24 protein-coding genes are annotated in these 25,835 nt (G+C 69.9%); 12 read left to right on the forward strand and 12 right to left on the reverse strand.

The window, feature by feature from the left end; translation table 11 throughout:
- Nucleotides 1-48: 48 nt before the first annotated feature.
- The 4 genes from EDC02_RS29895 to EDC02_RS29910 all read left to right on the forward strand — a co-directional run bounded on the left by EDC02_RS29895 (nucleotide 49) and on the right by EDC02_RS29910 (nucleotide 4,711).
- Nucleotides 49-582 carry a hypothetical protein gene (locus tag EDC02_RS29895; protein ID WP_123605644.1) on the forward strand — a complete coding sequence of 178 codons (534 nt, stop codon included), beginning with the start codon at nucleotides 49-51 and terminating at the stop codon, nucleotides 580-582.
- A 198-nt stretch (nucleotides 583-780) separates the two neighbouring features.
- Entirely contained in the window at nucleotides 781-1,680 is a 900-nt protein-coding gene (locus EDC02_RS29900) for a sulfotransferase domain-containing protein (RefSeq protein ID WP_123605645.1), read from the forward strand.
- Between the two features lie 379 nt (nucleotides 1,681-2,059).
- Nucleotides 2,060-3,595 (forward strand): non-reducing end alpha-L-arabinofuranosidase family hydrolase, encoded by a 1,536-nt coding sequence (locus tag EDC02_RS29905; RefSeq protein WP_123605646.1) that lies wholly within the window; start codon nucleotides 2,060-2,062, stop codon nucleotides 3,593-3,595.
- Between the two features lie 246 nt (nucleotides 3,596-3,841).
- Nucleotides 3,842-4,711, forward strand: a complete 870-nt coding sequence (locus EDC02_RS29910; protein ID WP_123607224.1) for an alpha/beta fold hydrolase — start codon at nucleotides 3,842-3,844, stop codon at nucleotides 4,709-4,711.
- A 2-nt stretch (nucleotides 4,712-4,713) separates the two neighbouring features.
- Here the strand turns inward: EDC02_RS29910 and EDC02_RS29915 are convergent, their stop codons facing one another.
- Nucleotides 4,714-6,249, reverse strand: a complete 1,536-nt coding sequence (locus tag EDC02_RS29915) for an amidohydrolase family protein (protein WP_123605647.1) — start codon at nucleotides 6,247-6,249, stop codon at nucleotides 4,714-4,716.
- Between the two features lie 74 nt (nucleotides 6,250-6,323).
- Here EDC02_RS29915 and EDC02_RS29920 point away from each other — a divergent pair, with 74 nt between their 5' ends.
- On the forward strand, nucleotides 6,324-6,992 hold the full coding sequence (locus EDC02_RS29920) for a TetR/AcrR family transcriptional regulator (protein ID WP_123605648.1): 669 nt from the start codon (nucleotides 6,324-6,326) through the stop codon (nucleotides 6,990-6,992).
- Between the two features lie 36 nt (nucleotides 6,993-7,028).
- Here the strand turns inward: EDC02_RS29920 and EDC02_RS29925 are convergent, their stop codons facing one another.
- The 3 genes from EDC02_RS29925 to EDC02_RS29935 form a co-directional block, all read right to left on the reverse strand.
- Entirely contained in the window at nucleotides 7,029-7,469 is a 441-nt protein-coding gene (locus EDC02_RS29925; RefSeq protein ID WP_123605649.1) for a VOC family protein, read from the reverse strand.
- A gap of 95 nt (nucleotides 7,470-7,564) precedes the next feature.
- Nucleotides 7,565-8,407, reverse strand: coding sequence for an LLM class flavin-dependent oxidoreductase (locus EDC02_RS29930; RefSeq protein WP_233606511.1), 843 nt, complete (start codon nucleotides 8,405-8,407; stop codon nucleotides 7,565-7,567).
- A gap of 52 nt (nucleotides 8,408-8,459) precedes the next feature.
- Nucleotides 8,460-9,479 carry an aldo/keto reductase gene (locus EDC02_RS29935; protein ID WP_123605651.1) on the reverse strand — a complete coding sequence of 340 codons (1,020 nt, stop codon included), beginning with the start codon at nucleotides 9,477-9,479 and terminating at the stop codon, nucleotides 8,460-8,462.
- 123 nt (nucleotides 9,480-9,602) lie between these two features.
- On the opposite strand from EDC02_RS29935, the gene EDC02_RS29940 reads away from it, so the two are divergent.
- Together EDC02_RS29940 and EDC02_RS29945 are read left to right on the forward strand one after the other, a co-directional pair.
- On the forward strand, nucleotides 9,603-10,214 hold the full coding sequence (locus EDC02_RS29940; RefSeq protein WP_123605652.1) for a TetR/AcrR family transcriptional regulator: 612 nt from the start codon (nucleotides 9,603-9,605) through the stop codon (nucleotides 10,212-10,214).
- 114 nt (nucleotides 10,215-10,328) lie between these two features.
- On the forward strand, nucleotides 10,329-11,723 hold the full coding sequence (locus tag EDC02_RS29945; RefSeq protein ID WP_123605653.1) for a hypothetical protein: 1,395 nt from the start codon (nucleotides 10,329-10,331) through the stop codon (nucleotides 11,721-11,723).
- 1,155 nt (nucleotides 11,724-12,878) lie between these two features.
- Here the strand turns inward: EDC02_RS29945 and EDC02_RS29950 are convergent.
- From EDC02_RS29950 to gmd, 3 genes are read right to left on the reverse strand one after another with little or no spacing between them, the layout of a single operon-like run.
- The gene (locus tag EDC02_RS29950) at nucleotides 12,879-14,069 is read right to left on the reverse strand and encodes a DegT/DnrJ/EryC1/StrS aminotransferase family protein (RefSeq protein ID WP_123607225.1); all 1,191 of its coding nucleotides are present in this window, start codon (nucleotides 14,067-14,069) and stop codon (nucleotides 12,879-12,881) included.
- Nucleotides 14,066-15,268 carry a glycosyltransferase gene (locus EDC02_RS29955; protein ID WP_158632365.1) on the reverse strand — a complete coding sequence of 401 codons (1,203 nt, stop codon included), beginning with the start codon at nucleotides 15,266-15,268 and terminating at the stop codon, nucleotides 14,066-14,068. The genes EDC02_RS29950 and EDC02_RS29955 overlap by 4 nt, the downstream gene beginning before the upstream one ends.
- Nucleotides 15,265-16,278 (reverse strand): GDP-mannose 4,6-dehydratase, encoded by a 1,014-nt coding sequence (gmd, locus tag EDC02_RS29960; RefSeq protein ID WP_123605655.1) that lies wholly within the window; start codon nucleotides 16,276-16,278, stop codon nucleotides 15,265-15,267. The genes EDC02_RS29955 and gmd overlap by 4 nt, the downstream gene beginning before the upstream one ends.
- A 180-nt stretch (nucleotides 16,279-16,458) precedes the next feature.
- Here gmd and EDC02_RS29965 point away from each other — a divergent pair, with 180 nt between their 5' ends.
- Nucleotides 16,459-17,721: a glycosyltransferase gene (locus EDC02_RS29965; protein WP_123605656.1), complete on the forward strand. Its 1,263-nt coding sequence runs from the start codon at nucleotides 16,459-16,461 to the stop codon at nucleotides 17,719-17,721.
- Here EDC02_RS29965 and EDC02_RS29970 read toward each other — a convergent pair.
- A complete protein-coding gene (locus EDC02_RS29970) occupies nucleotides 17,624-18,346 on the reverse strand; it encodes a NeuD/PglB/VioB family sugar acetyltransferase (RefSeq protein ID WP_123605657.1) in 723 nt (240 codons plus the stop codon). The two genes, EDC02_RS29965 and EDC02_RS29970, sit on opposite strands and share 98 nt — an antisense overlap.
- A gap of 41 nt (nucleotides 18,347-18,387) precedes the next feature.
- The gene (locus EDC02_RS29975) at nucleotides 18,388-19,170 is read right to left on the reverse strand and encodes a helix-turn-helix transcriptional regulator (RefSeq protein WP_233606696.1); all 783 of its coding nucleotides are present in this window, start codon (nucleotides 19,168-19,170) and stop codon (nucleotides 18,388-18,390) included.
- Between the two features lie 130 nt (nucleotides 19,171-19,300).
- Between EDC02_RS29975 and EDC02_RS29980 the strand changes: the two genes are divergently transcribed.
- Nucleotides 19,301-19,798 carry a glyoxalase/bleomycin resistance/extradiol dioxygenase family protein gene (locus tag EDC02_RS29980; protein ID WP_123605659.1) on the forward strand — a complete coding sequence of 166 codons (498 nt, stop codon included), beginning with the start codon at nucleotides 19,301-19,303 and terminating at the stop codon, nucleotides 19,796-19,798.
- Here the strand turns inward: EDC02_RS29980 and EDC02_RS29985 are convergent.
- Nucleotides 19,786-20,637: a trypsin-like serine protease gene (locus EDC02_RS29985; RefSeq protein WP_233606512.1), complete on the reverse strand. Its 852-nt coding sequence runs from the start codon at nucleotides 20,635-20,637 to the stop codon at nucleotides 19,786-19,788. The two genes, EDC02_RS29980 and EDC02_RS29985, sit on opposite strands and share 13 nt — an antisense overlap.
- A 215-nt stretch (nucleotides 20,638-20,852) precedes the next feature.
- Here EDC02_RS29985 and EDC02_RS29990 point away from each other — a divergent pair, with 215 nt between their 5' ends.
- Together EDC02_RS29990 and EDC02_RS29995 are read left to right on the forward strand one after the other, a co-directional pair.
- Entirely contained in the window at nucleotides 20,853-21,512 is a 660-nt protein-coding gene (locus EDC02_RS29990; protein ID WP_123605661.1) for a response regulator transcription factor, read from the forward strand.
- Entirely contained in the window at nucleotides 21,509-22,612 is a 1,104-nt protein-coding gene (locus EDC02_RS29995) for a HAMP domain-containing sensor histidine kinase (protein WP_123605662.1), read from the forward strand. Before EDC02_RS29990 ends, EDC02_RS29995 begins: the two co-directional genes overlap by 4 nt.
- A gap of 369 nt (nucleotides 22,613-22,981) precedes the next feature.
- Here EDC02_RS29995 and EDC02_RS30000 read toward each other — a convergent pair whose 3' ends face one another.
- The gene (locus EDC02_RS30000) at nucleotides 22,982-23,221 is read right to left on the reverse strand and encodes a hypothetical protein (protein ID WP_158632366.1); all 240 of its coding nucleotides are present in this window, start codon (nucleotides 23,219-23,221) and stop codon (nucleotides 22,982-22,984) included.
- 107 nt (nucleotides 23,222-23,328) lie between these two features.
- Between EDC02_RS30000 and EDC02_RS30005 the strand changes: the two genes are divergently transcribed.
- Nucleotides 23,329-23,541, forward strand: coding sequence for a hypothetical protein (locus EDC02_RS30005; RefSeq protein ID WP_123605664.1), 213 nt, complete (start codon nucleotides 23,329-23,331; stop codon nucleotides 23,539-23,541).
- Nucleotides 23,542-24,144: 603 nt separating this feature from the next.
- Here EDC02_RS30005 and ltrA read toward each other — a convergent pair.
- The gene (gene ltrA, locus EDC02_RS30010) at nucleotides 24,145-25,407 is read right to left on the reverse strand and encodes a group II intron reverse transcriptase/maturase (RefSeq protein WP_123605665.1); all 1,263 of its coding nucleotides are present in this window, start codon (nucleotides 25,405-25,407) and stop codon (nucleotides 24,145-24,147) included.
- Nucleotides 25,408-25,835: the final 428 nt, after the last annotated feature.

Below are 25,835 nucleotides of genomic sequence, written 5' to 3' on the forward strand. Positions count from 1 at the left end.
TAGCGGCAGGTCACCGACCCGTCGACGAGACAGGAAAGGGAAGACACCATGCGTCGTACGCGTGGAGCGGCCGCCGTTCTGTTCGGCCTGTTGCTGGCGGTGCTGCCGGCGGCCGGTCCCGCGCAGGCGCACAACGGCAAACTCGACCTGGAGGTGGCCGGCGACGGCGCCACCGGGGTGACCGTGCAGGCCTTCCATGAGGATGGCCACCGGTTGGACCTGCCGGTCCGGCTGGTGCTGACCGCCACCGCCGACGGTGGGCGGTCGGTCGGCCCGCTGCAGCTCGAACCGGCCGGTGAAGGTCAGGGTTTCTACGCCAGCGGGCCGGTGCTCAGCCCGGGTGACTGGCAGGTGACGGTGAGCGCTCCGGCTCCGTACGACAGTACGGCGACGGTCGAGGTACAGGCGGTGGAGGGCCAGGCGCCGCCGGTCGCCGATCTGGCCGCCGCGGCGGCCGAGGACGAGTCCGGCGGTACGGCCGGCGCCGGTTGGTGGCGTTGGACATGGCCGATCGGTCTCGCCGTACTGGCGTTGGCCGCCCTGGCGGTGGCCGTACGCCGGCCACGATCCAGACAGCCCTGACAGCGACGGGGCAGAGCACTGACAGCGACGGGGTCAGCCGGATCGGCTGGCCCCGTCACTGTCTGGTCAGGTGCCGGGTTCTCTGCTCGACCCTGGACATTGCTACACTGTGGAGATTACGGTCTTGATTGGACGACTTGACCAATTCAGGCTGGAGGGCCGGTGCGCCAACCCACGGTTCGGTACCACAATGCGATCATGGACAGCGCCCGATGGGAGGGGTTCCCCTTCCGCGACGGCGACATCGTGATCTCGACACCCGCCAAGTGCGGCACGACGTGGACCCAGACGATCTGCGCTCTGTTGATCTTTCAGACGCCGGAGCTGCCCCGCCCGCTGGACGACATCACCGTCTGGCCCGATATGAAGACGCGCAGCCAGGCCGACGTGTTCGCGTTCTACGAGGCGCAGCAGCACCGGCGCATCATCAAGACCCACACCCCGTTCGACGGTCTGCCGATCCACGACGGGGTCACCTACCTCGCGGTCGGCCGGGACCCGCGTGACGTCGCCCTGTCCTGGGACGCACACTTCCAGAACACCGACTACGACGTGGTGCTGAAGTTGCGCGACGAGGCGGTCGGCAACGACGACCTGACCGGCGAGCTCACCGACGACGCGCCACCGCAGCTGGACTCCGAGTACGACCGGTTCTGGGCCTGGATGGAACACCCCGACGTACAGATCGGCCTGCCGTCGATGCTGCACCACATGTCGGGGTTCTGGGCGGAGCGCGAGCGATCCAACGTCCTGCTGCTGCACTACGACGAGTTGAAGGCCGACCTGGCGGGCCAGATGCGGGCGATCGCCAAGCAGCTCGGCATCGAGGTGCCCGAACAGCGGTGGCCGGAGCTGGTAGAGGCGGCCACCTTCGATTCCATGCGTGACCGCGCCAAGGAGTTCGCCCCCGTCCTGGCGATGTGGCGCGACCCGAAGCAGTTCTTCAACCGGGGTGTCACCGGCCAGTGGCGTGACCTGCTCGACGACGACGACCTGCAGCGGTACGAGGAGCAGGTCGCCAAGCTCGCCGTACCGGAGCTGGTCGATTGGCTGCACCGCGGCCCGATCACCGCCACCGCGACGACGGCTGGTCACTGAGCGATCCGCCGTTGACCCGAGGCCGCCGAACCGACGGCGGCCTCGTCAAGATCATGTGAGCGCCATGGACCTCAAGACCGCGAGGTGACGTCCATGGCGCTCACATGATCTTGGTGGACCCGACCCGGCGCTGCCGGTGGCTCGATCGCGGCATGTTACGGCTTGACGAACGGCATGTTATCGCTCACAGTCTATATCCAAGGACGACGACGCCTGCGGCTCACCGGGCAAGCCCGCCTCGTCGGACCTTGAACCAGGCGTACCGCCAGGGCAAGCGGTAGCTCTGTTAACGCTGACATCCTCCGGCAGCGGCCGGTGGATGCGGTTCGGTGCGCCCGCTTCCAGCTGACCAGTCAGCTTCGGCCCCTGAAGGAGGATCATGTTTGCCTTTGGCAGATCAGCATCGACCGCGTCGCCGGCCCGGCGGCGCGGTTGGCTGCCGCGCGTCGCCATGGCCAGCGCGACCGCGCTGGTGGTCGGCGGCGCCGCCGTCGCGGTGGCGCAGCCACCCGCCGCCGCCGCGACGGTCGACACCAGCGCCTGGTACGTGCTGCTCAACCGCAACAGCGGCAAAGCCCTCGACGTGTACAACCTCGCCACCAACGACGGCGCCCGGATCACCCAGTGGTCCCGCAACGACGGCAACCAGCAGCAGTGGCAGTTCGTCGACTCCGGCGGCGGCTACTACCGGCTCAAGTCCCGCCTGTCCGGCAAGGTCCTCGACGTCTACGAGTGGTCCACCGCCAACGGCGCGGCCATCGTCCAGTGGACCGACCACAACGGCACCAACCAGCAGTGGCGCCTCGCCGACTCCGACGGCGGTCACGTCCGACTGATCAGCCGACACAGCAACAAGGCCCTCGAAGTCCAGGGCGCGTCGACCGCCGACGGCGGCAACATCGTCCAGTACGACGACTGGGGCGGCGCCAACCAGCAGTGGCAGCTCGTCCGGGTCGACGGCGGCGGCAACCCCGACCCCGACCCGACGACACCACCGCCGGGCGGCACCTGCAATCTGCCGTCGACGTACCGCTGGACCTCCACCGGCGCACTCGCCCAACCCCGCTCCGGCTGGGTGTCGTTGAAGGACTTCACCCACGCCCCCTACAACGGCCAACACCTCGTCTACGCCACCAACCACGACTACGGCACCAGCTGGGGCTCCATGAACTTCGGCCTCTTCTCCAACTGGAACCAGATGGGCTCCGCCAGCCAGAACGCCATGCCCTTCTCCGCCGTCGCACCGTCGCTGTTCTACTTCGCCCCCCGCAACATCTGGATCCTCGCCTACCAATGGGGCGGCCCCGCCTTCTCCTACCGCACCTCCACCAACCCGGCCGACGTCAACAGCTGGTCCGCCCACCAGACCCTCTTCACCGGCAGCATCAGCAACTCCGGCACCGGACCCATCGACCAGGCACTCATCGGCGACGACCAGAACATGTACCTCTTCTTCGCCGGCGACAACGGCCGCATCTACCGCGCCAGCATGCCCATCGGCAACTTCCCCGCCAGCTTCGGCTCCAACTACACCACCATCATGACCGACACCACCAACAACCTCTTCGAAGGCGTCCAGGTCTACAAACTCCAAGGCCAACAGCGCTACCTCATGATCGTCGAAGCCATCGGCTCCCAGGGCCGCTACTTCCGCTCCTTCACCGCCACCAACCTCGGCGGCACCTGGACACCCCAAGCCACCAGCGAAAACAACCCCTTCGCCGGCCGCGCCAACAGCGGCGCCACCTGGACCAACGACATCAGCCACGGCGAACTCATCCGCACCAACGCCGACCAGACCATGACCATCGACCCCTGCAACCTCCAACTCCTCTACCAAGGACGCTCCCCCAACTCCGGCGGCGACTACGGCCTCCTGCCCTACCGCCCCGGCGTCCTCACCCTGCAACGCTGACCCACCACACCACAGCACCACAGCACCACAGCATGACGGGCGGGCCCGGCATCCACGCCGGGCCCGCCACGGGCGGTGTTCCTCTCCGGTGCGGCGTGATCGGATACGGCCCAGCTGACTCGGTGTCGGGGTGTCGAGTCGATGAGGCGAAGTGGATCAACCCCAGCCACAGCCGTACCCAGTCGGCGAGTAGGTAACAGCCATCGATCATGTTCGGCGTCCATCTTCACCCGGATAATGGGCACCGTGGGCCTCGACGTACGCAGCGACGACGGCTGCCGACTGTGGGGTGAGCGGTCCGGTACCGGATCGCCACTGGTCCTCTGTCACGGCGGTCCGGGTCTGTGGGACTACTTCGACCCGCTCGCCCGGCTCCTCGAAGATCAGGTCCGCGTCGTCCGGTGGGACCAGCGCGGCTGCGGCCGATCGGAGCGGCGTGGGCCGTACACGGTCACCCGCTTCGTCGCCGACCTCGACGCGGTCCGTGACCAACTGGCCGGGCCGCGAATGGCCCTGCTCGGCCACTCGTGGGGTGCCCACCTGGCATTGCGGTACGCCGTCGAACACCCCGATCGGGTCAGCCAGCTGGTCTACGTCTCCGGGACCGGCATCGACTCCGGGCGCGGCTGGCATCCGCACTACGAGCGGAATCTGCGGCTGCGACTCGGGCGTCACCTGGACCGGTGGGAGGCTCTGGGCGCCCGCTCCCGTACCCCCGCCGAGGAACGTGAGTGGGCGATCCTGCAGTGGTCGGCCGACTTCGCCGATCAGGACACCGCGCTCAGTCACGCCGAACACATGGCCACCCCGTGGCTGGGCATCAGCTACGACTGCAGCCGAGCCATCAACGCCGAGGTCAAGCGGGAACTCACCGACACCGACCTGGCGGTATGCTGCCGAGCGCTCGACCTGCCGGTGCTGATCATCGACGGCGCTGAAGACATCCGCCCCCGCTGGGCCGTCGACTCACTGCACCGGGCGCTGACCGACAGCAGCCGCGTGAGCCTCGCCGGGGCCGGTCACCTGCCGTGGGTCGAGAAGCCTGCCGACTTCCGTCGAGCGGTGACGACCTTCCTGACCCAGCATGCCGATCCGGATCACCGTCGCGACCGGTAGCGTCACGGCCCGTTGCCGGCAGACTCGGCGTTGACGCGGGTGGTTATCTGCTCCCGGGTGAGGTGGTGGCCGGCGCGGACCACGGCCGTCACGTCCGACAGGTTGGCGACGTCCTGCAGCGGGTCCGCGCCCAGGAGCAGGAAGTCGGCGTCCATACCGACCGCCACCCGGCCGGCCCGGGATGTCCGGCCGAGGAATTCGGCGGGTGCCGTGGTCGCCGCCCGGAGGATGTCCAGGGGGGACAGGCCAGCGGCGGCCATCTCCTGGAACTCCTGACGCATGGACTGCCCCGGGGTGGCGCCGGACGAGTCGGTACCGGTCATCATCCGTACGCCCGCGTCGTGGCAGATCTTCGTGAGTCGCAGGGTCGTCTGGTAGGCGAGGCGGTAGGTCTCCTTCATTTCGGTCGGCAGCGACGTGAACGTGCCGAGCACCTCATGCCAGTCCTCGGACTCCTGCGGGGTCATCAGCCGGTGCGCGGGATCCTGCCGGTACTGCGGGTCGTCGGCCAGAAACTGGGTACGCAGGCGCACCAACGTGGGCACCTGCCAGGTGCCACTGTCGGCCCACGTGCCGGCGAGCTCGGCGGCTCGGGCCTCATTGAAAGTGTCGAGGGCTCGGCGCAGCAACGCGACCGTTGCGGGGTCGTCGAACGCCGCCGGGTTGACGAGACGTTTACGCATCTGGCCCATGACGATCTTCTCGACGAACGGCAGGCCGAGGACCCAGTCCGGGACCGGCAGGCGGGTGTCGTCCCGGCCCAGCAGGGCGTCGCGTTCGGTGGAGCAGGAGATCCAGACCGGCGTACCCGTACCGAAATGTTCCAGGCAGCCGAAGCCGGCGGCGGCAGCTTCCTCCGGGGTGACCTGCGCCGGAAGGTGCCCGGCGGTGGGAATCCCGACCATGCGGGCCTCGTCCACGGCGGCCAGGAACACCTCCCGGTCGAACAGCACGGTCTTGATGAAGTCGGCGCCCTGGTCGCGCTGCCGACGTACCTCTTCGCGGGCCTGCTCGGCGGACCCGGCCCGGAACGGCAGGAGCAGTTCGCCCGGCATGGCGAGCAGCGCGGGGGCGTACTCGGTGAGTGGCAGCCTGCCCCGCGCGCGGTAGCGCAGGAGCTGTTCGCTGCCCGCCATCTGCCGCATCCCGGTCACTCCCTCGGCGAGCAGTGCGGCGAGGTGTGCCTCGGGTCGGTCGACCTGCAGCACATGCGTGTGCGTGTCGACGTAGCCGGGGACGACGAAGCGGTCGGCACCGTCCACGGCGGATGCTGTCGGGGACGCCGGGACATCGCGTCCCACGGCGGCGACGCGCCCGCCGTTCACGACGACGGAGACGTCCTCCTGCCGGGAGCCGTCCAGCGGGTCGATCACCGTCACGTGGTCGATCCGCAGCGGTTCGGCATCGGGGAGCGTGGCCTTCGCCGGGTCATCCTCGCCCCGCAGGAGCGGGATCCCCACGGCTGCGGCGACGGATCCCACGCCGACGGCCGCGCCGGCCGCCAAGACCCGGCGCCGGGGGATCTTGGGCTCACACATCTCGCCTCCCACTAACTGATCGTGCCATCAGATTTGATGAAGCTATCAGATAAGGGTCCCGGTAGCATCAGGGCGTGGTGGAGGTCGCTGACGAACCGACGGGTCGGAACACGCGGCGCAAGACCAGGACCCGCGCGGCCCTCGTCCGCGCGGCGCAGCAGATCCTGGCCGAGGGGGGCGCCGACAGCGCCAGCATCCAGGCCATCGCGGAGCGCGCCGACGTCGGCTTCGGCTCCTTCTACAACCACTTCCAGAGCAAGACGGAGCTCTTCGCGACGGCGTACGCCGAGGCCTTCCAGGCGTACGTGGCGTGGCGCGACGCCCAGATCCCGGCCGGTACGGATCCGGTCGCCCGGTTCGTGATGAGCGTGCGACTCACCGGTCGGCTCGGGCTGCTGCGCCCGGAGATCGCCAGGGTCCTCACCAGCCGGCTCGCGGAGGCGGCCCCCGGCGAGCACGGCCCGGCCGGCCCCGGCCTACGCGTGGCCATCCTCGACGCCCTCGCCGCGCTGAACCCGGGTCGCGTCGAACCGACCGACACCGAGGTCACGGTCATCGCCGCCGCCGGTGCCATCGACGCGATCCTGCGGGCGACAGCGCACAGACCAGCCCGGGAGCATGCCCGCCTGGCCGACAGCCTGGCCCGCGACCTGTTACGCATGCTCGGCGCGGACGACGACCGCAGCGCCGCGCTGCTCGCCGAGCCGTGCCCACCAGCCACAGCACCCGGCGAGGATCACTGACCTGCGGCCGAGGACCCGGGACGACTCCGGCGGCCGTCAGGTGAGTTGCTCGGCCAGGCCGACGATAATGCCTTCGGGACCGCAGACGTAGCAGAGTTTGTAGAGCTCCTCGTACTGCGCGAGTTCGCCGACGAGTTCGGCACCGTGGGTGCGCAGCCGGGCGACGACGGACTCGATGTCGTCGACGGCGAACATGACGCGACGGATCCCCAGCGTGTTGGCTGGTGCGTCCGTCGGCTCGGGCCTGATCGCCTTCGGGGTGTGGAACATCGCCAGCTCGATCTTGCTGTGGCCGTCCGGGGTACGCAGCATCGCGATTTCCTGTCGGACGTCGTCGACCCCGATGACCCGCTCCACCCAACGCCCTTCGACCGGTCCCCTGCCTTCCAGCTCCATACCGAGTTCGACGAAGAACGAGATGACGGCGTCAAGGTCCTCGACAACGATGAGGACGTTGTCCATCCGCTGGAGCGCCATGCTCGCTCTCCTTGACGTGTCGATGTGAAGCCGGGGTTGGACTCGGCGATCGCAAAGGATAACTCACAGTCACCCGCGTACAGCCGGGACACCGGTTAAGCCGTGGTGGAGATGATCTCGTCGGCGACCCAGTGGGCGACGTCCGGCGGGTAGGGCGTCGACAGCCCGAGGACGACATGCCGGAAGCCGGCATCCGTGGCTTCGCTGATCGCGGCCCGGGTGGCGCCCGGCTGGTCGTAGGAGACCGGCAGGTGGATGGAGCGGGTGATGGTCGCCGGGTCGCGGCCGATCTCGGCGCAGTAGCGGTCCAGCAACGCGCTGCGGCTGACCGCGTCGGCGATGTCGCCGCCGGGGATGTTCCACAGGTCGGCGTGTTCGGCGACCACCCGCAGCAGGGCCGCCGACCGCCCGCCGATCAGGATCGGCGGGTACGGCTTCTGCACCGGCTTCGGGTTGCCGAACGCTCCGGTGAGCCGGTGGTGGGTGCCGTGGAAGTCGAACGGTTCGGCCTCAGTCCACAATCGACTGATGATGGTGCACGCCTCGGCGAGGCTGCCCACCGAGTGGGTGAAGTCGTGATACGGCAGGCCGTGGGCGTCATACTCGCGTCGGGCCAGCGGGTGGCTGGGCCGCGAGCCGGCGCCGATGCCGAAGTCGAGCCGGCCGCCGGAGACGACGTCGACGGTCGCGGCCATCTTCGCCAGCATCGCCGGTGGCCGGAAACGGTTGCTGGTCACCAACAGGCCCAGGCGCAGCCGCCGGGTCTGCGCGGCGAGCGCGGCGAGCAGGGTCCAGCCTTCGTACGTCGGCCCGCTCGGGTCGCCGAAGATCGGCATCAGGTGGTCGTAGAGCCAGGCGTGTTCGATTGCCGGGATCGTGTCCGCGTCGCGCCAGACGCGCAGCACGTCGTGGTAGTCGACCTGGGACGGGGCGGTCATGAGCCCGAAGCTGGGCCGAGCCGTCGGTGACATCAGTCCATCCAGTACGCGGTCAGCGGCGGCGTAGCGCCGGGTCGAGCAGGGCGGGCGGGGTGTCGTGCTTCTCGTGCGGGGCCAGGTCGACGCCGGGGGCGACGATCGCGTCGACGGCGTCGAGCACATCGGCGGTCAGCACGGTGTCCGCGGCGGCCAGCTGCGAACGCAGGTGGTCGATCGTGCGCGGGCCGATGATCGCGCTGGTCACCCCGGGGTGCGCGGTGACGAAGCCGAGCGCGAGTTGGATCATCGTCAGGCCGGCGGCGTCAGCGACGGCGGCCAGTTTCTCGACCGCGTCGAGCTTGGCCCGGTTGGTGGGGATGTCCAGGTCGTACCGCTGCGGCATCTTGCCGGACCGGCTGGTGCTGATCTCCTGGTCGGCGCGGATCGCGCCGGACAGCCAGCCGGAGGCGAGCGGGCTCCAGGCGAGCACCCCCATGCCGTACTCCTGGGTCACCGGCAGGACGTGGGCCTCGATGCCGCGTTGCAGGATCGAGTACGCGGGCTGCTCGGTCACGTACCGGCTGGTCTTGTTCTCCCGGGCGGCCCACTGGGCCTGGACGATCCGGTAGGCGGGGAAGGTCGACGAGCCGAAGTAGCGGATCTTGCCGGCCCGCTGCAGGTCGGTCAGCGCGGACAGGGTCTCCTCGTCGCCGGTCGTCGGGTCCCAGCGGTGGATCTGGTAGAGGTCGACGTGGTCGACGCCGAGCCGGCGCAGGCTGTCGTCCAGCGCGGTGACCAGCCAGCGGCGGGAACTGCCCTGGTGGTTGCGCTCGTCGCTCATCGGCATGTTGGCCTTGGTGGCGAGCACGATGTCGTCGCGGCGGCCGGCGATGGCCTTGCCGAGCATCTCCTCCGACTGGCCCTGGCTGTACCAGTCGGCGGTGTCGATGAGGTTGATTCCGGCGTCGAGTGCGGCGTCGACGATGGCGCTGGCCTCGTCCTGGCTGGTGTCGCCGATCGCGCCGAAGTTCATCGCGCCGAGGGCGAGGGTGCCGGCCTGCACGCCGGTGCGGCCGAGAGTGCGGTACTGCACGGCTGTTTCTCCTTGAGCGGGGTCGCCTGGTCTGGCACGCTGACACCGAAGCGGAGCAGCGTTCCGCTAAGACGATACGGAACGCTGTTCCGGTTAGCAAGTGAGCAATGGAGGAAAGCACGTATGGTCGACACCGGCGGTGTCAGCAGCGGGTCGGCGGGACCGGTCGAGCCGGCCCGGCCGCGCCGGCAGCGGGCCGACGCCCAGCGCAACGAGCAGGCCCTGCTGGAGGCCGCGGCGGCGGCGTTCGTCGCATCCGGCGTCGACGTCCCGGTACGCGACATCGCCACCCGGGCCGGGGTCGGCGTCGGCACCATCTACCGCCACTTCCCCACCCGGTCCGATCTGATCGTCGCGGTGTTCCGGCACCAGGTCGAGGCCTGCGCCGATGCCGGCCCGACGATGCTGACGGAGAGCGCCACCGCGCACGCCGCCCTCGCCCGGTGGGTCGACCTGTTCGTCGACTTCCTGGTCACCAAGCACGGTCTCGCCGGGGCGTTGCAGTCCGACGCCGCCGCCTTCCATGCGCTGCACGACTACTTCCTGGGCCGACTGGTCCCGGTCTGCACCGAGCTGCTCGCCGCCGCCGTCACCGCCGGGGAGATCCGCCCCGAAGTCGACGCGTACCAACTGATGCGCGGCGTCGGCAATCTCTGCGTCGGGGCGGACGCCGACCCCCGCTACGACGCCCGCCGCCTGGTCGGCCTGCTCATCGCCGGCCTCCGCGTCAGCTGACACCCGCCGGGTGGCCCGAACGGCTCGGACGGTTTGTCCCACCGAGGGCTTTTCGCCTGGTTAGGGTGGTCAGTAACGGCTGGTGACGCGGCAACTGCGGAAGGAACAGATAAGATGATCTTGTCGGGGCGGTCCCCCGACCCTGGCGGTGCCGTCGGCATCGCCACGGCCCGCACGCGGCGACCGGCTCGAGACACCTCGCCGGTCTTTCGCCGGGAACTCGTCGGCCAACTGCTGCGCTGCTACCCGGTAAGCGCCGTCGTGCTCGCCCCCTACCTGGGGCTCATCCTGCCGATGGCCGTCATCTACCACAATCCGCACACCGGCCTGATCGCGTCGCTGGTCGGATTCGCCCTGCTCGGCAGCGCGACGGTAGAAACCTTCAGCCTGCTGCTCGGCCGACCCGATCCACAGTGGCGGGCAGGTGTCCAGCACTCCCACGCCCGGTATCCACGCCTCTACCCGATAGCCAGATTCGTCGCGCTGACCGGCATCGCGGCCGACCTGCTCGGGGTCCACCTCGGTCGAGGCACCATCGTCGCCCAGCTCTCCGGCGAACTGGCCGGCGGCCCGGTCGCCACATTGACCACGTTGTTCTCCGGCTGGGGGGCGCTGGCCGTCGGCCTGCTGATCGCCAGCCACCTCAGTGGTCGGCTGTCCCGAGCGAAACTCTACGGCTGGCTGACGGCGCTCGTCGCTACTCAGACGGTGGTCGCCGTCCAGACCGCCCTCACCGCCGCGCTGATCGCCTTCATCTTCTTCGTGGCCGTCGCGGGAATGCTCTGCGGCATCTTCCGGCTGCGGTACCTGCTGGTCGCCGGGGCGGTGCTGATCCTGCTCTGGCCGCCCCTGTTCGACCACCGCAACACCATCCGGGAGAGCCACGGCATCACGGTCGACGACAACGTCAGCGCGCTCGACCGGATCCGGCTGGACCGCCAGCTCGCCACCGTGGCCGGCTACGACGTCCCGGTCGACCTCGGCCAGCCCGGCCCCGCCGACTACCTCCGCTACGGGCTGGTACCCCGGATGCTGGACCCGGACCGGCCGCCGATGTCCACCGGGCAGCTGATCAGCATGTACCGGGGTGGCAGCGGGACCACGGCGTACAGCTTCCTGCTGCTGGGCAACATCTGGTTCTTCGAAGGCGCGGTCGGTCTGGTGGTCCTGCACGCCGCCGCCGCCGGGTTCACCGCGGCGCTGCTGCGCTGGCGAGGGGCGCCCGGGCCGGCGCGGCTGGTCCTGTTCTGCCTCGCCCTGTCCGACCTGCTGCTCTGGACCGGCACCTACCCCGACTCGGTGATCGGATTCCTGCAGCACGTGGTGTCGGCGGTCCCGGTGTTCCTGCTGCTCTGGCTGACCCGCAGCCGACCGGACCGGCCCGGCCGGCACAGCCTGCCCGGCTGGCGGCTGCGGCCGAGCCGCTGGCACGACCTGCCCAGCCAGCACGGCCTGCCCGGACGGCACCGGCTGGTGGGCGGTCCCGCACCGACCGGCGCCGACCGGTGACCGGACCGGGTCACGGCCGTGGCCGCAGCCGCGATCGGCCACGCGTCAGCCGTCGGGCACTGCTGGCGCTGCTCGTCGGAGGACTGTCGAGCGGCGGCAACTTCCTGCTCGCGGTCACCGTCGCCCGGCTGGAGTCGATCGGCGGGGTGGGCCAGTACGCCCTGGCGTTCTCGTTCTACGTCCTCGGCTCCGGGCTGGTCCGCAGCATGGTGACCGACACGGTGCTGGTTGCCGGCTCCGGCGCGGCGGTGGCCGCCCGACGGGTCACCCTGCTCGGTGCCATCGGAGGTGTGTCGCTGGCGGCCGTCGGCGCGGCGTACGGCTCGGCGTACCTGACGGTCGCCGGAATCGCCCTGCCCGGCCTGGTCCTCTACGACTACACCAAGGCGATCGCCGTCGGCGTCGGCAACCCGACGCGGGCGATCGGTCAGGAGATCGCCTGGTCGGTGCTCACCGGTGCGGCCGCGCTGGGCGGTCTGGCCGGGCTGATCGACGCACCGGTGGTCTTCGCCGGCTGGGCCGTCGGTGGCGCGCTGATCGGAGTGGTCACCGCCGCCTGCCACCGGTACGACCTGCTGCCCGGCTGGTCCGCCGGACGAGCCGAGACGCGGGTCGCGCTCGGGTTCGGCACGCAGTTCCTGCTGACCACCGGATCGGCGCAGCTGGCGCTGACCGCGGTGGCCGCCGCCGCGGGAACCGCGATCGTCGGGGCGTTGAGCGCCGGACGGACCCTGCTGGGGCCGGTGAACCTGGTGCTGTCGATGGCCGCCACCCTGATCCTGCCGCAGCTGGCCCGCACCCGTAGCGAGCCCGGCCCGGTCCGCCGTCGGGCGGCGTACCGGCTCACCTCGCTGATCGCCGGCGGCGTCCTGCCGTTGACGGCGGCGGTCGCGCTGCTGCCGGATTCGCTCGGCACGACGCTGCTCGGCGCCAACTGGACGGTGGCCCGCAGCCTGCTGCCGTTGCTGGCGCTGGAGAGCCTGCTCGCCGTACCGGCCGCCATCGGCTTCGCCGGACTGCGGGTCGAACGGGCCAGCCGGCGAGCGATCGTCCTCGGGGTCACCGTGGGGGCGCTCCGGGTGCCGGTGGTCGTCGGCGGCGCGGTGCTGCTCGGTGCCACCGGCGCGGCCGGTGCGCTCGTGCTGCTGGCCCTGGTCAGCGCGCTCGCCTGGAGCGTCGGCTACCTGCTGCTGCTGCGGGACCGTACGGCGCGCCCACCGGTCGACCGATCGCGCGCAGCGCGGTGCGAACCCGCTCCGCCACCGTCTTCACCTCGGCTTCGGCCAGCTCGGCGTAGGTGGGCAGGTTGATCCCGCGCCGACTCAGATCGGCGGCGACCGGGCAGTTCGCGGCCGGATCGTGGTGCGCGGGCAGGTCGGGGATCGGTACGAAGAACGGGCGGCTATCGACGCCCAGCCGGTCGAGCCCGCGCGCGAGGGCGTCCCGCGAGGTCGGGTCCGTCTCGGCTCCGACCAGGAAGGCTGCCATCCAGGGGGCTCGGCGGACGCCGGGTGCCACCGGTTGCCGGGCCAGCTCCGGCTCGTCGGCCAACTGCTCCTCGTACCCGGCGATCACCCGCTCCCGCCGGGCGATGATCTCGTCGGCCCGGTCGAGTTGGGCGCAGAGCAGCGCGGCGCACAGGTTGGTCATCCGGTAGTTGTAGCCCAGAACAGGGAAGTAGTAGCGCCGTCGCGGGTCCATGCCCTGGTTGCGCAACAGCCGCATCCGATCGGCGAACGCGGGGTCGGAGGTGGTCACGCCACCGCCCTCCCCCGAGGTGATCACCTTGTTGCCGAAGAAGGAGAAGGTGGTGGCGTCTGCCAGGCCGCCGACCGGGCGACCGTCGAGGGTGGCGCCGAACGACTCGGCCGCGTCGGCGACGAGCAGCAGACCGTGCCGGTCGCACAGTGCCCGCAGCGCCGGGTAGTCAGCCGGGTGGCCGTACAGGTCGACGGCGACGACCGCCCGGGTTCGCGGGCCGATCGCCGCGCGGACCGCGGCCGGGTCGACGCACCAGGTCTGCGGCAGTACGTCCACGCAGACGGCCCGCGCCCCGCAGTACGCGACGGCGTTGGCGGTCGCCACGTAGGTCAACGCGGGCACGACGACCTCGTCGCCCGGCCCGATTCCGGCGGCTGCCAGGACCAGGTGCAGAGCGACCGTACCGTTGCTGGTCGCCGCCGCCGCGGCGGCGGCGCAGCGGCTGGCGAGCCGTCGCTCGAACTCGGCGAGGTACGGGCCCTGCGACGAGATCCATCCGCTGCGCAGCGCGTCGACGACGTACCGCTCCTCCAGCTCGGTCAGGCTCGGCCGGGCGACCGGGAACCGGTCTGTCGGGCCGGTCACCGGGACGCCGCCCGGCTGAGCGTGGCGGCGAACGCCGACCGTGGCACCGGACCGGGACGACCGTCGGCGGCCCACCGCAGCACGTCCAGGTAGTCGCGGCCGGCGGCGTCCCAGGTCCGGGCGGCGAGCCGGCCGTCGGCCCGCCGGGACGCGGCGGCGTAGTGCGCCCGGTCGTCGGCCAGCCGGCCGACCGCGGCGGCCAGCGATGCCGGGTCGGTGGCCCGGAAGACGGCCGCTTCGGCGCCCGTGAACTCCAGCTGTGCCAGCAGTGGCTCGCTGTCGGCGCAGGCCACCGGGAGCCCCCAGCTGAACGCCTCCAGCATCGCCCCGCTGGCCGCCTCCCACAGCGAGGGCACCACCACCGCGTCGGCCCGGGCGTAGAGGGCGTTCAACTCGTCGCGGGTGACGAAGCCGGGGAAGTGGATCCGGTCGCGCAGATCGGGCCGTGCGGCGCGGGCGCGCAGTCGGCTCGCCTCGGGCTCGACCAGCGGGCCCGGACAGATCAGGTGGTGCTCGGGGAGCAGCGCCATCGCCTCCAGCAGGGTGATGTGGTTCTTGTGCCGTGCCGTGGCCGACGGGTAGAGCAGCAGCCCCGGTTCGGGTCGGGCCCGCAGGTGTCCGGGTGCGGGCTGGAAGGTCGGCGTCGGGATGAGCACGGTCTTCTCCGCCGCCTGCGGGAAGATCCGCAGCGCTTCCCGGTACGGGTGCGGCCAGGTGACGACGACGGCGGCCGCGCGGGCCACGTTCTGTCGGATCACCGCCGCGTAGCCGGGAGCGTGGAAGTCGGCCCGCAGCCGTCGGAGGTCGTGCAGCACCATGACGGACGTACCCGGTCGGATCGGTGTGCCATGGAACGGGTGGAGGATGACGTCCGCGTCGGACCGGGTCGGGACGGTACGCTGCCGGACCGCGTCGACCGTCCGGCGTACGGCGGACGAGTCACGCAGCCGGTTCGGCGTCCACCGGCGCAGCAGCTGCCCGACCGGGTTGTCGGTACGCAGCGGCTGCGCCGTCTCGACCCAGTCGATGCGCGGGTCGGGCACGCTGCGACGCCACTGCTCCACGGTGCCGCTGAGGACGTCGACCCGCAGCTCGCAGGAGCGGTCGGCGGCGATTCCGGCCAGCAGGCCGTAGCTGAACGCCTCGACGCCGGCGGCATGGCCGGGACGGATCGCAGTGGCGTCGACGGTGACCCTCATCGGTCCACCCGCACCAGGCGTCCCATCCGCTCGTCCTCGAGCAGTTGGCGGTCGGCGTCCACCATGATCCGTACCAGGTCGGTGAAGAGGGTCTTCGGGGCCCATCTGAGTCGGCGCCGGGCCTTGGTGTAGTCGCCGATCAGGGCGTCGACCTCGGCGGGACGGAAGAACGTCGGGTCGATCTCGACGTACCGCTGCCAGTCGAGCCCGACCCGGTCGAAGGCCGCCGCGACGAACTCCCGCACGGTGTGGCCCTCGCCGGTGGCGACGACGTAGTCGTCCGGCTCGTCCTGCTGCAGGGCAAGCCACATCGCCTCGACGTACTCGGGCGCGTACCCCCAGTCCCGCACCGCGTCGAGGTTGCCCAGATAGAGCTTGTCCTGCAGGCCGGCCTCGATCCTGGCCACCGCCCGGGTGATCTTGCGGGTGACGAAGCTCTCGCCCCGGCGCGGGCTCTCGTGGTTGAACAGGATGCCGTTGACGCAGAACATGTTCCACGATTCGCGGTAGTTCACTGCCGACCAGTAGGCGTAGACCTTGGCGCAGGCGTACGGGCTGCGCGGATGGAACGGGGTCTGCTCGCGCTGCGGCGGTGGGGTCGAGCCGAACATCTCCGACGACGACGCCTGGTAGAAGCGGCAGTCGATGCCCGCGGCGCGGGCCGCCTCCAGCATGTGCAGGGCGCCGAGCCCGGTCACGTCGGCGGTGTAGCCCGGGATGTCGAAGGAGACCCGTACGTGGCTCTGCGCCCCGAGGTTGTATATCTCGTCCGGTCGCACGTCACGGATCAGCGACGCCAGGGACGCCGGGTCGGACAGGTCACTGTAGTGCAGGAACAGTCGGGCACCCGCGGTTCGTGGATGGACGTCGACCCGGTCGATCCGCTCGGTGTTGAACGTCGACGACCGCCGCTTGATCCCGTGCACCGTGTACCCCTTGTCGAGCAGGAGTTCCGCCAGGTAGCTGCCGTCCTGACCGGTGATACCGGAGATGAGTGCCACTCGTGACATGAGATCTCTCTCGTAGGCGGGGCCAGCAAGTTCTGCTACCTCGTTATATCGTCACCGAAGCTAGTAATTTAGATTTTTCACGTACTCATCGCCTTATTTGCCCAAATCGCCGTGTAAAGTCACCAGCCGGGCATCCGTTCGTTGTACCGGGCGGACCTGACCCGCCGACGAGGAGCGAGGATGGCCGACGACACCGCCCCCGCGACGCACCCCCGGCGACGGCCGGTGCCAGTCGACGGCGGACGGTTCCAGGTCCTCGTCACCGCGGGCTACTTCCACCCCGGCTGGCGGGCCGGCGGCCCGGTCCGCTCGGTCTCGGACATCCTCGAGCTGGCCGGCGACGACATCGACACGACCCTGCTGACCCGCGACCACGACCTCGGCCGCGACAAGCCCTACCCCGGTCTCTCCGGCCGCTGGACCCGGTTCGGTCGGACCAAGGTCTTCTATCTGGGTCCGCGTCACCCGGCCCACTGGCGGACGCTCTGGCGAACGCTGCGGCCGGCCCGGTTCGATCTGCTGTACGTGAACAGCGTCTGGTCGATCTTCTCCCTCCTGCCGATCGCACTCGTCCGGATCGGACTGCTCCGGGCGGACCACATCCTGATCGCCCCCCGCGGGGAGTTCGGGTCGGCCGCCCTCGCGCTGCACCGGGTCCGCAAACGGATCTTCCTGGCCGGCTGGCGGTGGATGCTGGCCGGGCCGCGGGTGACGTGGCACGCCACCACCCCGGGCGAGGCCGCCGACATCCGCCGGGTGCTGCCCCGGGCCCGGATCGGGGTCGTCGCCATCGGCAGCGGCCCGGAACCGGGCCCGGCACCCGACCGGCCGGCCGCGACCGGGCCCGCCCGGCTGGTCTTCATCGGGCGGATCTCCCCGATGAAGAACCTCGACCTCGTCCTCGCCGCACTCGCCCACGTCCCGGTCCCGGTGCGGCTGGACATCTACGGGCCGGTGGGCGACCCGGCGTACTGGCAGCGGTGTCAACGGCTACTGGACGCCCTACCCGGCCCGGCCGTGGTCGACTACCACGGCGAACTCCATCCCGGGCAGGTACGCGAGACCTTCTCCCGGTACGACGCGTTCGTGCTGCCGACCCAGGGCGAAAACTTCGGCAACGCCATCGCCGAAAGCCTGTCGGCGTACTGCCCGGTGCTCTGCTCCGACCGGACCCCGTGGACCACCGTGCTGCGCGACGGCGGCGGGCTGGTGCTCACCGAGTTGAACCCGGCGGCGTTGGCAGCGCTGATCACCCAGGTCGCCACCGCCACCCCGCAGCAGCGCCACCGGGCCAGGTCGGCGGCGGGGGCCGCGTACCGCCGGTGGCGGGCCGGCCGCGACCCGGTCAGCGTGCTCGACCAGGCCCGGCAGATGATCCTCGATCCGACGCGACAGGTCGTGGCGCCGAGCCGGTCCGGTGCGGGCGGGCCGGCACGCCGGTGACCACGACGCCGGCCGGCACGTCCTTCGTCACGCAGGCACCGGCGCCCACGGTCGCGGCACGGCCCACCGTCAACGTCGGCAGGACGACAGCGCCGGCACCGACCATGACGCCGTCGGCCAGCCGGCAGTAGCCGGAGACCGCGGCCAACGGATTCACCGAGACGAAGTCACCCAGCACGGCGTCGTGGCCCACCGTGCAGTTCTGGTTCAGGTGCACGTGCCGGCCGATGACCACGTTCGTGGTGACCCGGGCGCCACCGGCGGCGAACAGCCCCTCCTGGACGACGCAGTCCGGGCCGATCTCGGCGGCCGGGTGCACCACTGTGGCAGCCGGCAGGCCGTACCGGGCGATCGTCCCGGCGGTCTCGCGGCGCAGGTCGGGCTGCCCGACGCCGAGGGCGACCCGGGTGGTGGCCGGCTGGTCGGCCAGCCACCGGGTCGGGCCGAGGAACGGAACACCGAGGCGGTGTACCAGTTCCACGGTCGACCCGCCGGGGTAATCGTCGACGAACCCGAGCACCCGCCACCGGGGCCCGTCGGCGGCCAGGTCGTTCAGCAACCTGATCACGCCGTACATCTCGCGGCCCATCCCACCCGCGCCCACGATCACCACGTCGGTCGTCAACGGTCGCTCCCTCGCCGGCCCGGAACCGCCCACCGCCCCCGTCAACTGAACCGGCGGGCGGTCGCGGAGGTGACGGCGTCCGACGTCCCGCGACGGTACGCGGTCGGCGTGAATCCGAGCACCGTACGAAACTCGGTCGCCAGGTGGGCCTGGTCGGCGTACCCGAGTCGGGCCGCCAGCCCGGCCAGGTCGGTGGCCGGATCGGTACGCAGCAGCTGCGCCGCCTCCTGTAACCGTCGTCGGCGGATCATCGTCAGCGGCGACAGGCCGACGTGGCGGCGGGCCAGCCGCTGCACCGTACGGGTCGACACGTGCAGCCGGGCGGCGACGTCCTCGACCCGCAGCACCGCGTGATCGGTGTCGACGAGCTCCGCCAGGGTGTTGGCCAGCAGCGCCTCCGGACCGGGCGGCCCGACGGTGGCGTTCAGCCAGTCGGCGAACGCCGCCACCGCTGCGGCGTGCCGCTGCGACGCGTCGCCGGCGCCGGTCATCGCCTCGACCACCGGCGACTGCAGGTCGGGCAGGTCCAGCCGGCGGGAGGCGTCCCGCAGCGCAGCGGGGTCCGAGGTGAAGTGCGGCACCGCCGCCGGACGCAGCAGCGCCCCGACCGCCCAGCCGGTGCCGGTCAGGTCCCGGTACGAGACCCGGGTCGTCGGGCCGGCCAGCTCCACGCCGTCCGGGCCGACCACCAGGTTGCAGGCGGGGAACGAGAGGATCTGCTGCCGGGAGACCCGGCCCGGCGCGATCCGCCACTGCGGGATCCAGAACCAGCGGACCAGCGGCGCGACCTGCTCCGGCGGCGGTAGCCGGGCGAAGGTCGGCAGCCGGGCCGGGTACAGGATGCCGCGCTGCGCCGGGTCCACGGCAGCCAGGCTACGGCCTGCGGCACCGGCAGGTCGCCGGCTGTCGCGAATCTCCAAGCCAGCGGCGGTGGGCGCTGCCTAGGGTCGGGACATGTCCGACACCTTCGCGGCCGCCGACGGCCGACACACCACCAACGGTACGCCGCACGGCGTCACCAGCCTCACCCCGTTCCTGGCCATCCCGGACGCGCGCGGCGCGATCGCCTTCTACCGGGACGTGTTCGGCGCCCGGGTGGTGGACGTGACCGAGATGGGCGGCGCCGTGGTGCACGCGGTGCTCGACTTCGGCAACGGCCAACTGCAGCTCGGCGAGCCGTCCCCGGCGTACGGTCTGGTCGCCCCGCCGGCCGGCGACGAGGACTGCTACTCGATCGGCCGGTACTGCCCGGACGTCGACGCCACGCTCGCCCGCGCGGTCGCGGCCGGCGCGACGGTACGGGAACCGGCGGCGACCTTCGTCTCCGGTGACCGGTTCGCCAGCATCCGCGACCCGTACGGGGTGCGCTGGTCGATCATGACCCGGGTCGAGGACCTGTCCGAGTCCGAGAGCGCCCGCCGGGTCGCCGAATGGGCCGCTCAGCAGGGCTGACGAAGCGGCCGGTTGGCACGCCGCAATCTCAGCGCAGCGATGGCCGCCAGGGGAACACAGGTCACGAGGAGCGCTGCGGCGCCGAGGACGATCCGGCCCGGATCCGATGTTCCGGCCATCGTGTCGGCGATCCAGGCGTCGAGGTTGTCGGTGCGGGCGCTGAAGTCCGCTCCAGGGTGCGGACAGCCCGGTCCCGAGCTGACGACGGCCACCAGTTCGGCCGTTCCATCGGCTCGTTCGCGGAAGTATGGACCGCCGGAGTCGTGCGCGCACGGGCTGGTGTCCGGACGGGGTGCCCGACCGGAAGTCTCGATCAGGGTCTCGCCGACCGCCTCGACGATGAACTGGCCGGTCTGCAGCCGCGTCGTGGCGACGATCGCATCGCCGGCGGTGACCAGTCCGTATCCGGTCAGACGGAGCGTCTCGCCCACCGTCGGCGGCGTGGTGGCGATCTTCAGCGGCGTGATGCCGGTGACGGCGGTGCCGAGCTCGGCGAGGGCCACGTCGCTCGTCTCGGCCTGGTGCACCGCGATGACCTCGACTTCCTGTCCGCCCCCACTGTTCAGATCGGTGCGCCCGATCGTCGCGGTGGTACGACCGGCCACGGTGCGACTCACCCAGCGGCCGTCGGCACCTCGGAAGCAGTGCCCGGCGGTGATCACCCAGCGCGGTGCGATCAGTGCCCCGGAGCAGGAGCTGTCCCGGGTGCCACCGTCGGCGGTGGGCAGGTCGGTCATGGTGAGCAGGACCGAGAACCGGTAGGCCCCGTCGGGTGCGTCCGCGCCGTACGCGATCGCCGCCGCGCTACGGGCCCCGATGGGAACGACAGCTGCGGCCATCAGGAAGATCATGAGAGAATTCAGCACATATCTTCGCAAAGCGATCACCGACACCTATGAGAAGCAGCGTGGATGGGATCATGCTTGCGGTCCGGTGGTCAGGAGAGCGTCAGCGACGCCCTTATCCATCCTTTATCCGAGCTGTGCGAATCTGTCGGGCAGCCGGGACGGGGCATCTGTCGGGCAGCCGGGACGGGGCAGCGGAAGGACACGGCGTGCGGGTGCTGGTGGCGGACGACGAGCGATTGCTGGCCGACACGGTCGGCGAAGGACTACGCCGGCTGTCGATGGCCGTCGACGTGGTCTACGACGGAGACGGGGCCCTGGAACGACTCGGGGTCAACCGGTACGACGTGGCCGTCATCGACCGGGACATGCCGGGACACACCGGCGACGAGGTGTGCCGATCGATCGTCGACTCCGGTGACGGCACCCGGGTGCTGCTGCTGACCGCAGCGGCCGGCATCCGCGACCGGGTCGAAGGTCTCGGCCTCGGTGCCGACGACTACCTGACCAAGCCGTTCGCATTCGCCGAGCTCGTCGCCCGGGTCCAGGCTCTGTCCCGGCGCTCGGGCCCGGCGTTGCCGCCGGTGCTGGAGCGCAGCGGGATCGTCCTGGACGTCACGCGGCACACGGCCACCCGCGACGGTCGGGTGCTGTCGCTGTCGCCGAAGGAGTTCGCCGTCCTGCACGTGCTGATGCGGGCCGATGGTGGCGTCGTCAGCGCCGAGGACCTGCTGGAACAGGCCTGGGACGAGCACGCCGACCCGTTCACCAACTCGGTCCGCATGACCGTCATGACGCTGCGCCGCAAGCTGGATGAACCCGAGGTGATCCACACGGTGCCACGTGCCGGATACCGGCTCGGTCCATGAGTCCCCGGACACCGGCCCGACGGATCCTGCTGCTGTGTGGCGCACTCCTGCTCGCGGCCCAGGTCGCACCGGTGCTCGCTGGGCAGACACTCGCGTGGTGGCAGGCGTTCAGTGCTGACTGGTGCGGCATTCCACCGGGGCAGGCGCCGGACAGCGATACCCCGTTCATCTGCGTGCAGATGTTCCGGCGGCCCAGCATTCCCCCCGCGATCGCTCTCGCCGCCGCGCTGGTGGCCATGTTGGCCGCCGCGTACCCGATGGTGCGGTGGTGCCTGCGGCCGATCCGGGAGCTGGCCGCCGGGATCGCGAACGTCGGACCGATGAATCTGGGTCACCGGCTCCGCCCAGGTCCGGGCCGTTCCGAGCTGGCCGAGTTGGGCCGAGCAATCGACGAGATGATGGATCGGATAGCCGTCGGCTACGAAGCACAACGCCGGTTTGCTGCGGACGCGTCCCACGAGCTGCGTACCCCGCTCGCCGTGCAACGGACACTGATCGAGGTCGGCATGGCCCGGACCCTGACCGCCGAGCAGCTCGAACTCCTCACGACCCAGTTGCTGGCGACCAATGAGCGCAACGAGCGCCTGATCGAAGGGCTGCTGGTGCTCAGCGAGAGCGACCGCGGTCTGGTCGCCCGGACACCACAGCGGCTCGACCGGATCGTGGCCGCGGTGCTCGACGCTCATCAGGCGCGGGCCGCCGAAGCCGGGGTGACGATCACCAGCCGGCTCCAGCCCCGAGTGGTGATCGGCGAGCAGGTGCTGCTGGAGCGGCTGGTCGCCAACCTTGTGCAGAATGCCGTGAAGTACAACCGGGCCGACGGGGTCATCGAGGTGCAGGTCGGTGACGACCCCGCCCTGGTCGTGTCGAACACCGGCGATGACGTGCCCGTCGAGGAGGTGTCGGCCCTGTTCGAGCCTTTCCGGCGCCGGTTCGGGAACCGTATCGACCACAGCGGCGGGGCCGGGCTCGGACTGGCGATAGCCCGCTCGATCACCCGGGCGCACGATGGCATCATCTCGGCCTCGTCCACCGGCCACGACGGCCTTCGGGTCCAGGTGTCGTTCCCCGCCTCGTCGTCGCCCACCGCCTCGACCTGAGGGCCTGCGGCGAGTCTCTCCTGGATGGACGATCAACCCGCCGGCGTCATCGACCAAGGGCGGGCTCTCGATCCTCCGAGAACCCGCCCTTGGTCTGCTGCTTCTTCTGGTGGAGCTGAGGGGATTCGAACCCCTAATGCCGGCAGTCGGCTAGAGGTCATCCTAAATCGGGCAGATCTGGCCGTTGGCCAGGACGGAAAGCCTCAGCACCTGCCGACGTTTTACACCCGTTATCGAGCTTGGTTGTGCCGGATCTGTGCCCGATGATCATGCCCGCGACATCGAAGATTACCGACTCCTTGCTGTCCGGCTGGGACGCGGCGACCCCCGGACCGGTGCCGTCTCGGGGGTCGCCGGAGTGCGGGAGAGTCAGTCATCGTCGAGGGTGCGGCGTACTCCGGCCGCCTCGATCTGCTCGGCGGTGACCGGCTGCCCGCCGTTGGCCTCGAACGCGTCCATCAGGTCGGCGAGGATCTTCGTTGCTCCGCTCTCGCCATGTTCGGCTTTCAGGTCTTCCCACGACCAGCGCAGGGTGAGGCCGACGTCTGCGGGCTCGTCGATGTGGCATTCGCGGCTGTGGTCGGGGTTGAGCCAACGCTGATCGTCCATCGAGGTCATGCGGCTGCTCACTCTCTGGTGTCGTGACGTGACCACCACAGGGTGAAGCATCTACAGACTCAGGTCAACAACCAGGGTCCCTGCCTACGGTCAGCCGAGTGGAGGTCGATCCCGCCGACCTGGTCGGCGCAGCCGAACTGCGCACGATGCTGGGCACACCCGACCGGCCGATGTCGAAACAGCGCGCGTGGGTCATCAGCCGTTCGAAGGGCTTCCCCGACCCGGTCGCTGTGCTCGGCCAAGGCCCGATCTGGTTGCGGTCCGAGGTCGCTGCGTGGATCAGCCGCAATCGGCCCTGGCAGAACGACTGACTCCAGTCGGCTTTCGTGTCACGAGCCTTGACCTCGGCGGACACCACCACCGCAGCGCTTTTGACCTGACCTCAACGGCTGCGGACGTGGCTCGGGGCGCTCGGGCCGACCACGACGGCCACCTCCCCCGCGCCGGTGCCGGTTTTGATCTGGCCTGGGCTACGGCTCAAGGCTGGCACGGGGGGTCGCCTGCTCGTCCCCGGCGGACACTGCCCCCATGCTTGGGGCTTGTCGGTCGTTCCTTGCGAGTCATTCTCGGGCGCTGAGCGACAGCGGTGATCGGGTTAACGTCTACTCCCTGCTGCGCCGTGTCCGCCGGGGCGTGACCGGCCGCCAGGCCGCACGCGCGCCCCGGCGCAACACGGCGGCGGGCCGAAGGCCCGCCCTTGAACAAGTAAAGAAAGTTTGAACACACTACGCCCTAACCATAGCGATACCAGCTCAGGAAAGGTCTACACCGCGCCAAGAAACCGACACACGTCCACTCGACGACGGTCAGGAGGGGGAGTACAAGGTTGCCGAGTAGCCCGGGGGAATCTCACCCCCGGGCCCTCACAGAACCGTACGTAACAGTCGCCCGTTATACGGCTCTTGTCGCTCTGGTCACCAGACCGTGGGAGCGTGGGTGACCCACGCCCAGTGGGCGAAAGCCCTCGGGCGTTTCTGAACGGCTCTGTTCCATGCCGACCGGGCTTTCCTCTTGCCCCGCAACCGTTTGTACTTTCGACGGACCCACCGCAGCAGGTAGGCGTTGATACGTTCCAGGAGGGGATACAGGGCCGATCGGTAGAACGCCCCGTAATAGTTCATCCAACCCCGTACGATCGGGTTCATCCAATCGGCGAGGTCCGCTTCGGTTAGGCATGTGCGATGGTGCAGCCGCCAGGACCGCACCTGGGCACTGATCTTCTTCAGGGCCTGGCTACTGATCGCCGGCAGGAACGACAGGAACATCGCTCCTTCCTTTGTTCGCGCGGAGCGTCTCCGGAAGCTGTAGCCGAGGAAAACGAACTCGGTGTGCTCGGATGAATCTGCACGCCGGTTGTCGTCCTGACAGTAGACGATCCGGGTCTTCTCCGGGTGTAGAGCAAGCCCAACCCCAGTCATCCGTTTCGTGATCTCGGCCAGCACGTATTTAGCTTGCCGTTCACTGACGCAGTGCACGACCACGTCATCCACGTAACGCTCGAACCGGACGACCGGGAACACCTTGGCCATCCACGCGTCGAACGCGTAATGGAGAAACAGATTAGCCAGGACCGGTGAAATCGCGGACCCTTGCGGAGTACCACGATCTCTTTCCTGTAGCACGCCGTCGGGTAGTTGCAGTGGCGCCTTCAACCAGCGTCCCACATACAACAGAACCCAGGGCTTATCAGTATGCGCGGTGACTGCTTTTAGTAGCAGTTCCCACGGAACCGTGTCGAAGAACTTCCGGATGTCCAAATCGATCACCCAGTCGTTCTGCCAGCACCGCCTACGGCAAACAGCTACCGCGTCGACCGCCGACCGCCCAGGCCGGTAGCCGTACGAGTCCGGATGGAAGATCGGTTCGACCCGCGCTTCCACCTCCCGCGCCGCCACCGTCTGCGCGATCCTGTCCCCGACCGTGGGAACACCGAGCGTTCGCACGCCTCCCCCAGTCTTCGGGATCTCGACCGCCCGCACCGGAGGAGGAAAATACGTCCCTGACGACATCCGATTCCAGATCTTGTAGAGATTGTTTTTCAGATCCTTCTCGAACTCCGCCAAAGACACCGCATCCACCCCCGGCGCCCCCTTGTTCGCTTTCACCTTCTCGTACGCCTCCCAGACAGCCCGCTTCGAAACAACGAACGGCTTGCCTGGTGCTTTCAACTCATCCACACGACTCCTCCCAGCAATCGCCGGTTGATCGGGTAAACCAGCCACGAACGACCCGACCCCTTCGCTCCACCCCTATTACAGGAGCTTCGCCACTACTACGAGTCGGTCCGCCAGCGCGATCGGCAACGGTACTCAATCCCTCACGGCTTCGGGCCGCCCGGAACGCTCCCTCTCACCCGCCCCAGCAGCGGCGGGTAGTTTCCTCACACGCCTTCTCCCGTTCCGCACGAAAGCCGCAGGTCGGGCTCGCGTCGCCTGTATGCCGGACACCGCCTGGCCAGTAAACTGGTCCCCGCCAGACTCATCCCGGGATCGCATTGACACCCCGGTTTCGATGTCGCCTTCTAATTTTCGACACGTCATCAGCGATTCGCTTTCGCTCGCCTTCCCGACCCCCACCTGACATCTCGAATGGATGCCTTTCCCCA

Source organism: Micromonospora sp. Llam0 (genome assembly GCF_003751085.1).
Taxonomy (GTDB): Bacteria; Actinomycetota; Actinomycetes; order Mycobacteriales; family Micromonosporaceae; genus Micromonospora_E.

Coding starts and splice junctions, on each gene's coding strand:
- EDC02_RS29895 (WP_123605644.1), top strand. CDS start 49: ATGCGTCGTACGCGTGGAGCGGCCGCCGTTCTGTTCGGCCTGTTGCTG.
- EDC02_RS29900 (WP_123605645.1), top strand. CDS start 781: ATGGACAGCGCCCGATGGGAGGGGTTCCCCTTCCGCGACGGCGACATC.
- EDC02_RS29905 (WP_123605646.1), top strand. CDS start 2,060: ATGTTTGCCTTTGGCAGATCAGCATCGACCGCGTCGCCGGCCCGGCGG.
- EDC02_RS29915 (WP_123605647.1), bottom strand. CDS start 6,249: ATGTGTGAGCCCAAGATCCCCCGGCGCCGGGTCTTGGCGGCCGGCGCG.
- EDC02_RS29925 (WP_123605649.1), bottom strand. CDS start 7,469: ATGGCGCTCCAGCGGATGGACAACGTCCTCATCGTTGTCGAGGACCTT.
- EDC02_RS29930 (WP_233606511.1), bottom strand. CDS start 8,407: ATGACCGCCCCGTCCCAGGTCGACTACCACGACGTGCTGCGCGTCTGG.
- EDC02_RS29940 (WP_123605652.1), top strand. CDS start 9,603: ATGGTCGACACCGGCGGTGTCAGCAGCGGGTCGGCGGGACCGGTCGAG.
- EDC02_RS29945 (WP_123605653.1), top strand. CDS start 10,329: ATGATCTTGTCGGGGCGGTCCCCCGACCCTGGCGGTGCCGTCGGCATC.
- EDC02_RS29955 (WP_158632365.1), bottom strand. CDS start 15,268: ATGAGGGTCACCGTCGACGCCACTGCGATCCGTCCCGGCCATGCCGCC.
- gmd (WP_123605655.1), bottom strand. CDS start 16,278: ATGTCACGAGTGGCACTCATCTCCGGTATCACCGGTCAGGACGGCAGC.
- EDC02_RS29965 (WP_123605656.1), top strand. CDS start 16,459: ATGGCCGACGACACCGCCCCCGCGACGCACCCCCGGCGACGGCCGGTG.
- EDC02_RS29980 (WP_123605659.1), top strand. CDS start 19,301: ATGTCCGACACCTTCGCGGCCGCCGACGGCCGACACACCACCAACGGT.
- EDC02_RS29985 (WP_233606512.1), bottom strand. CDS start 20,637: ATGGCCGCAGCTGTCGTTCCCATCGGGGCCCGTAGCGCGGCGGCGATC.
- EDC02_RS29995 (WP_123605662.1), top strand. CDS start 21,509: ATGAGTCCCCGGACACCGGCCCGACGGATCCTGCTGCTGTGTGGCGCA.
- EDC02_RS30000 (WP_158632366.1), bottom strand. CDS start 23,221: ATGGACGATCAGCGTTGGCTCAACCCCGACCACAGCCGCGAATGCCAC.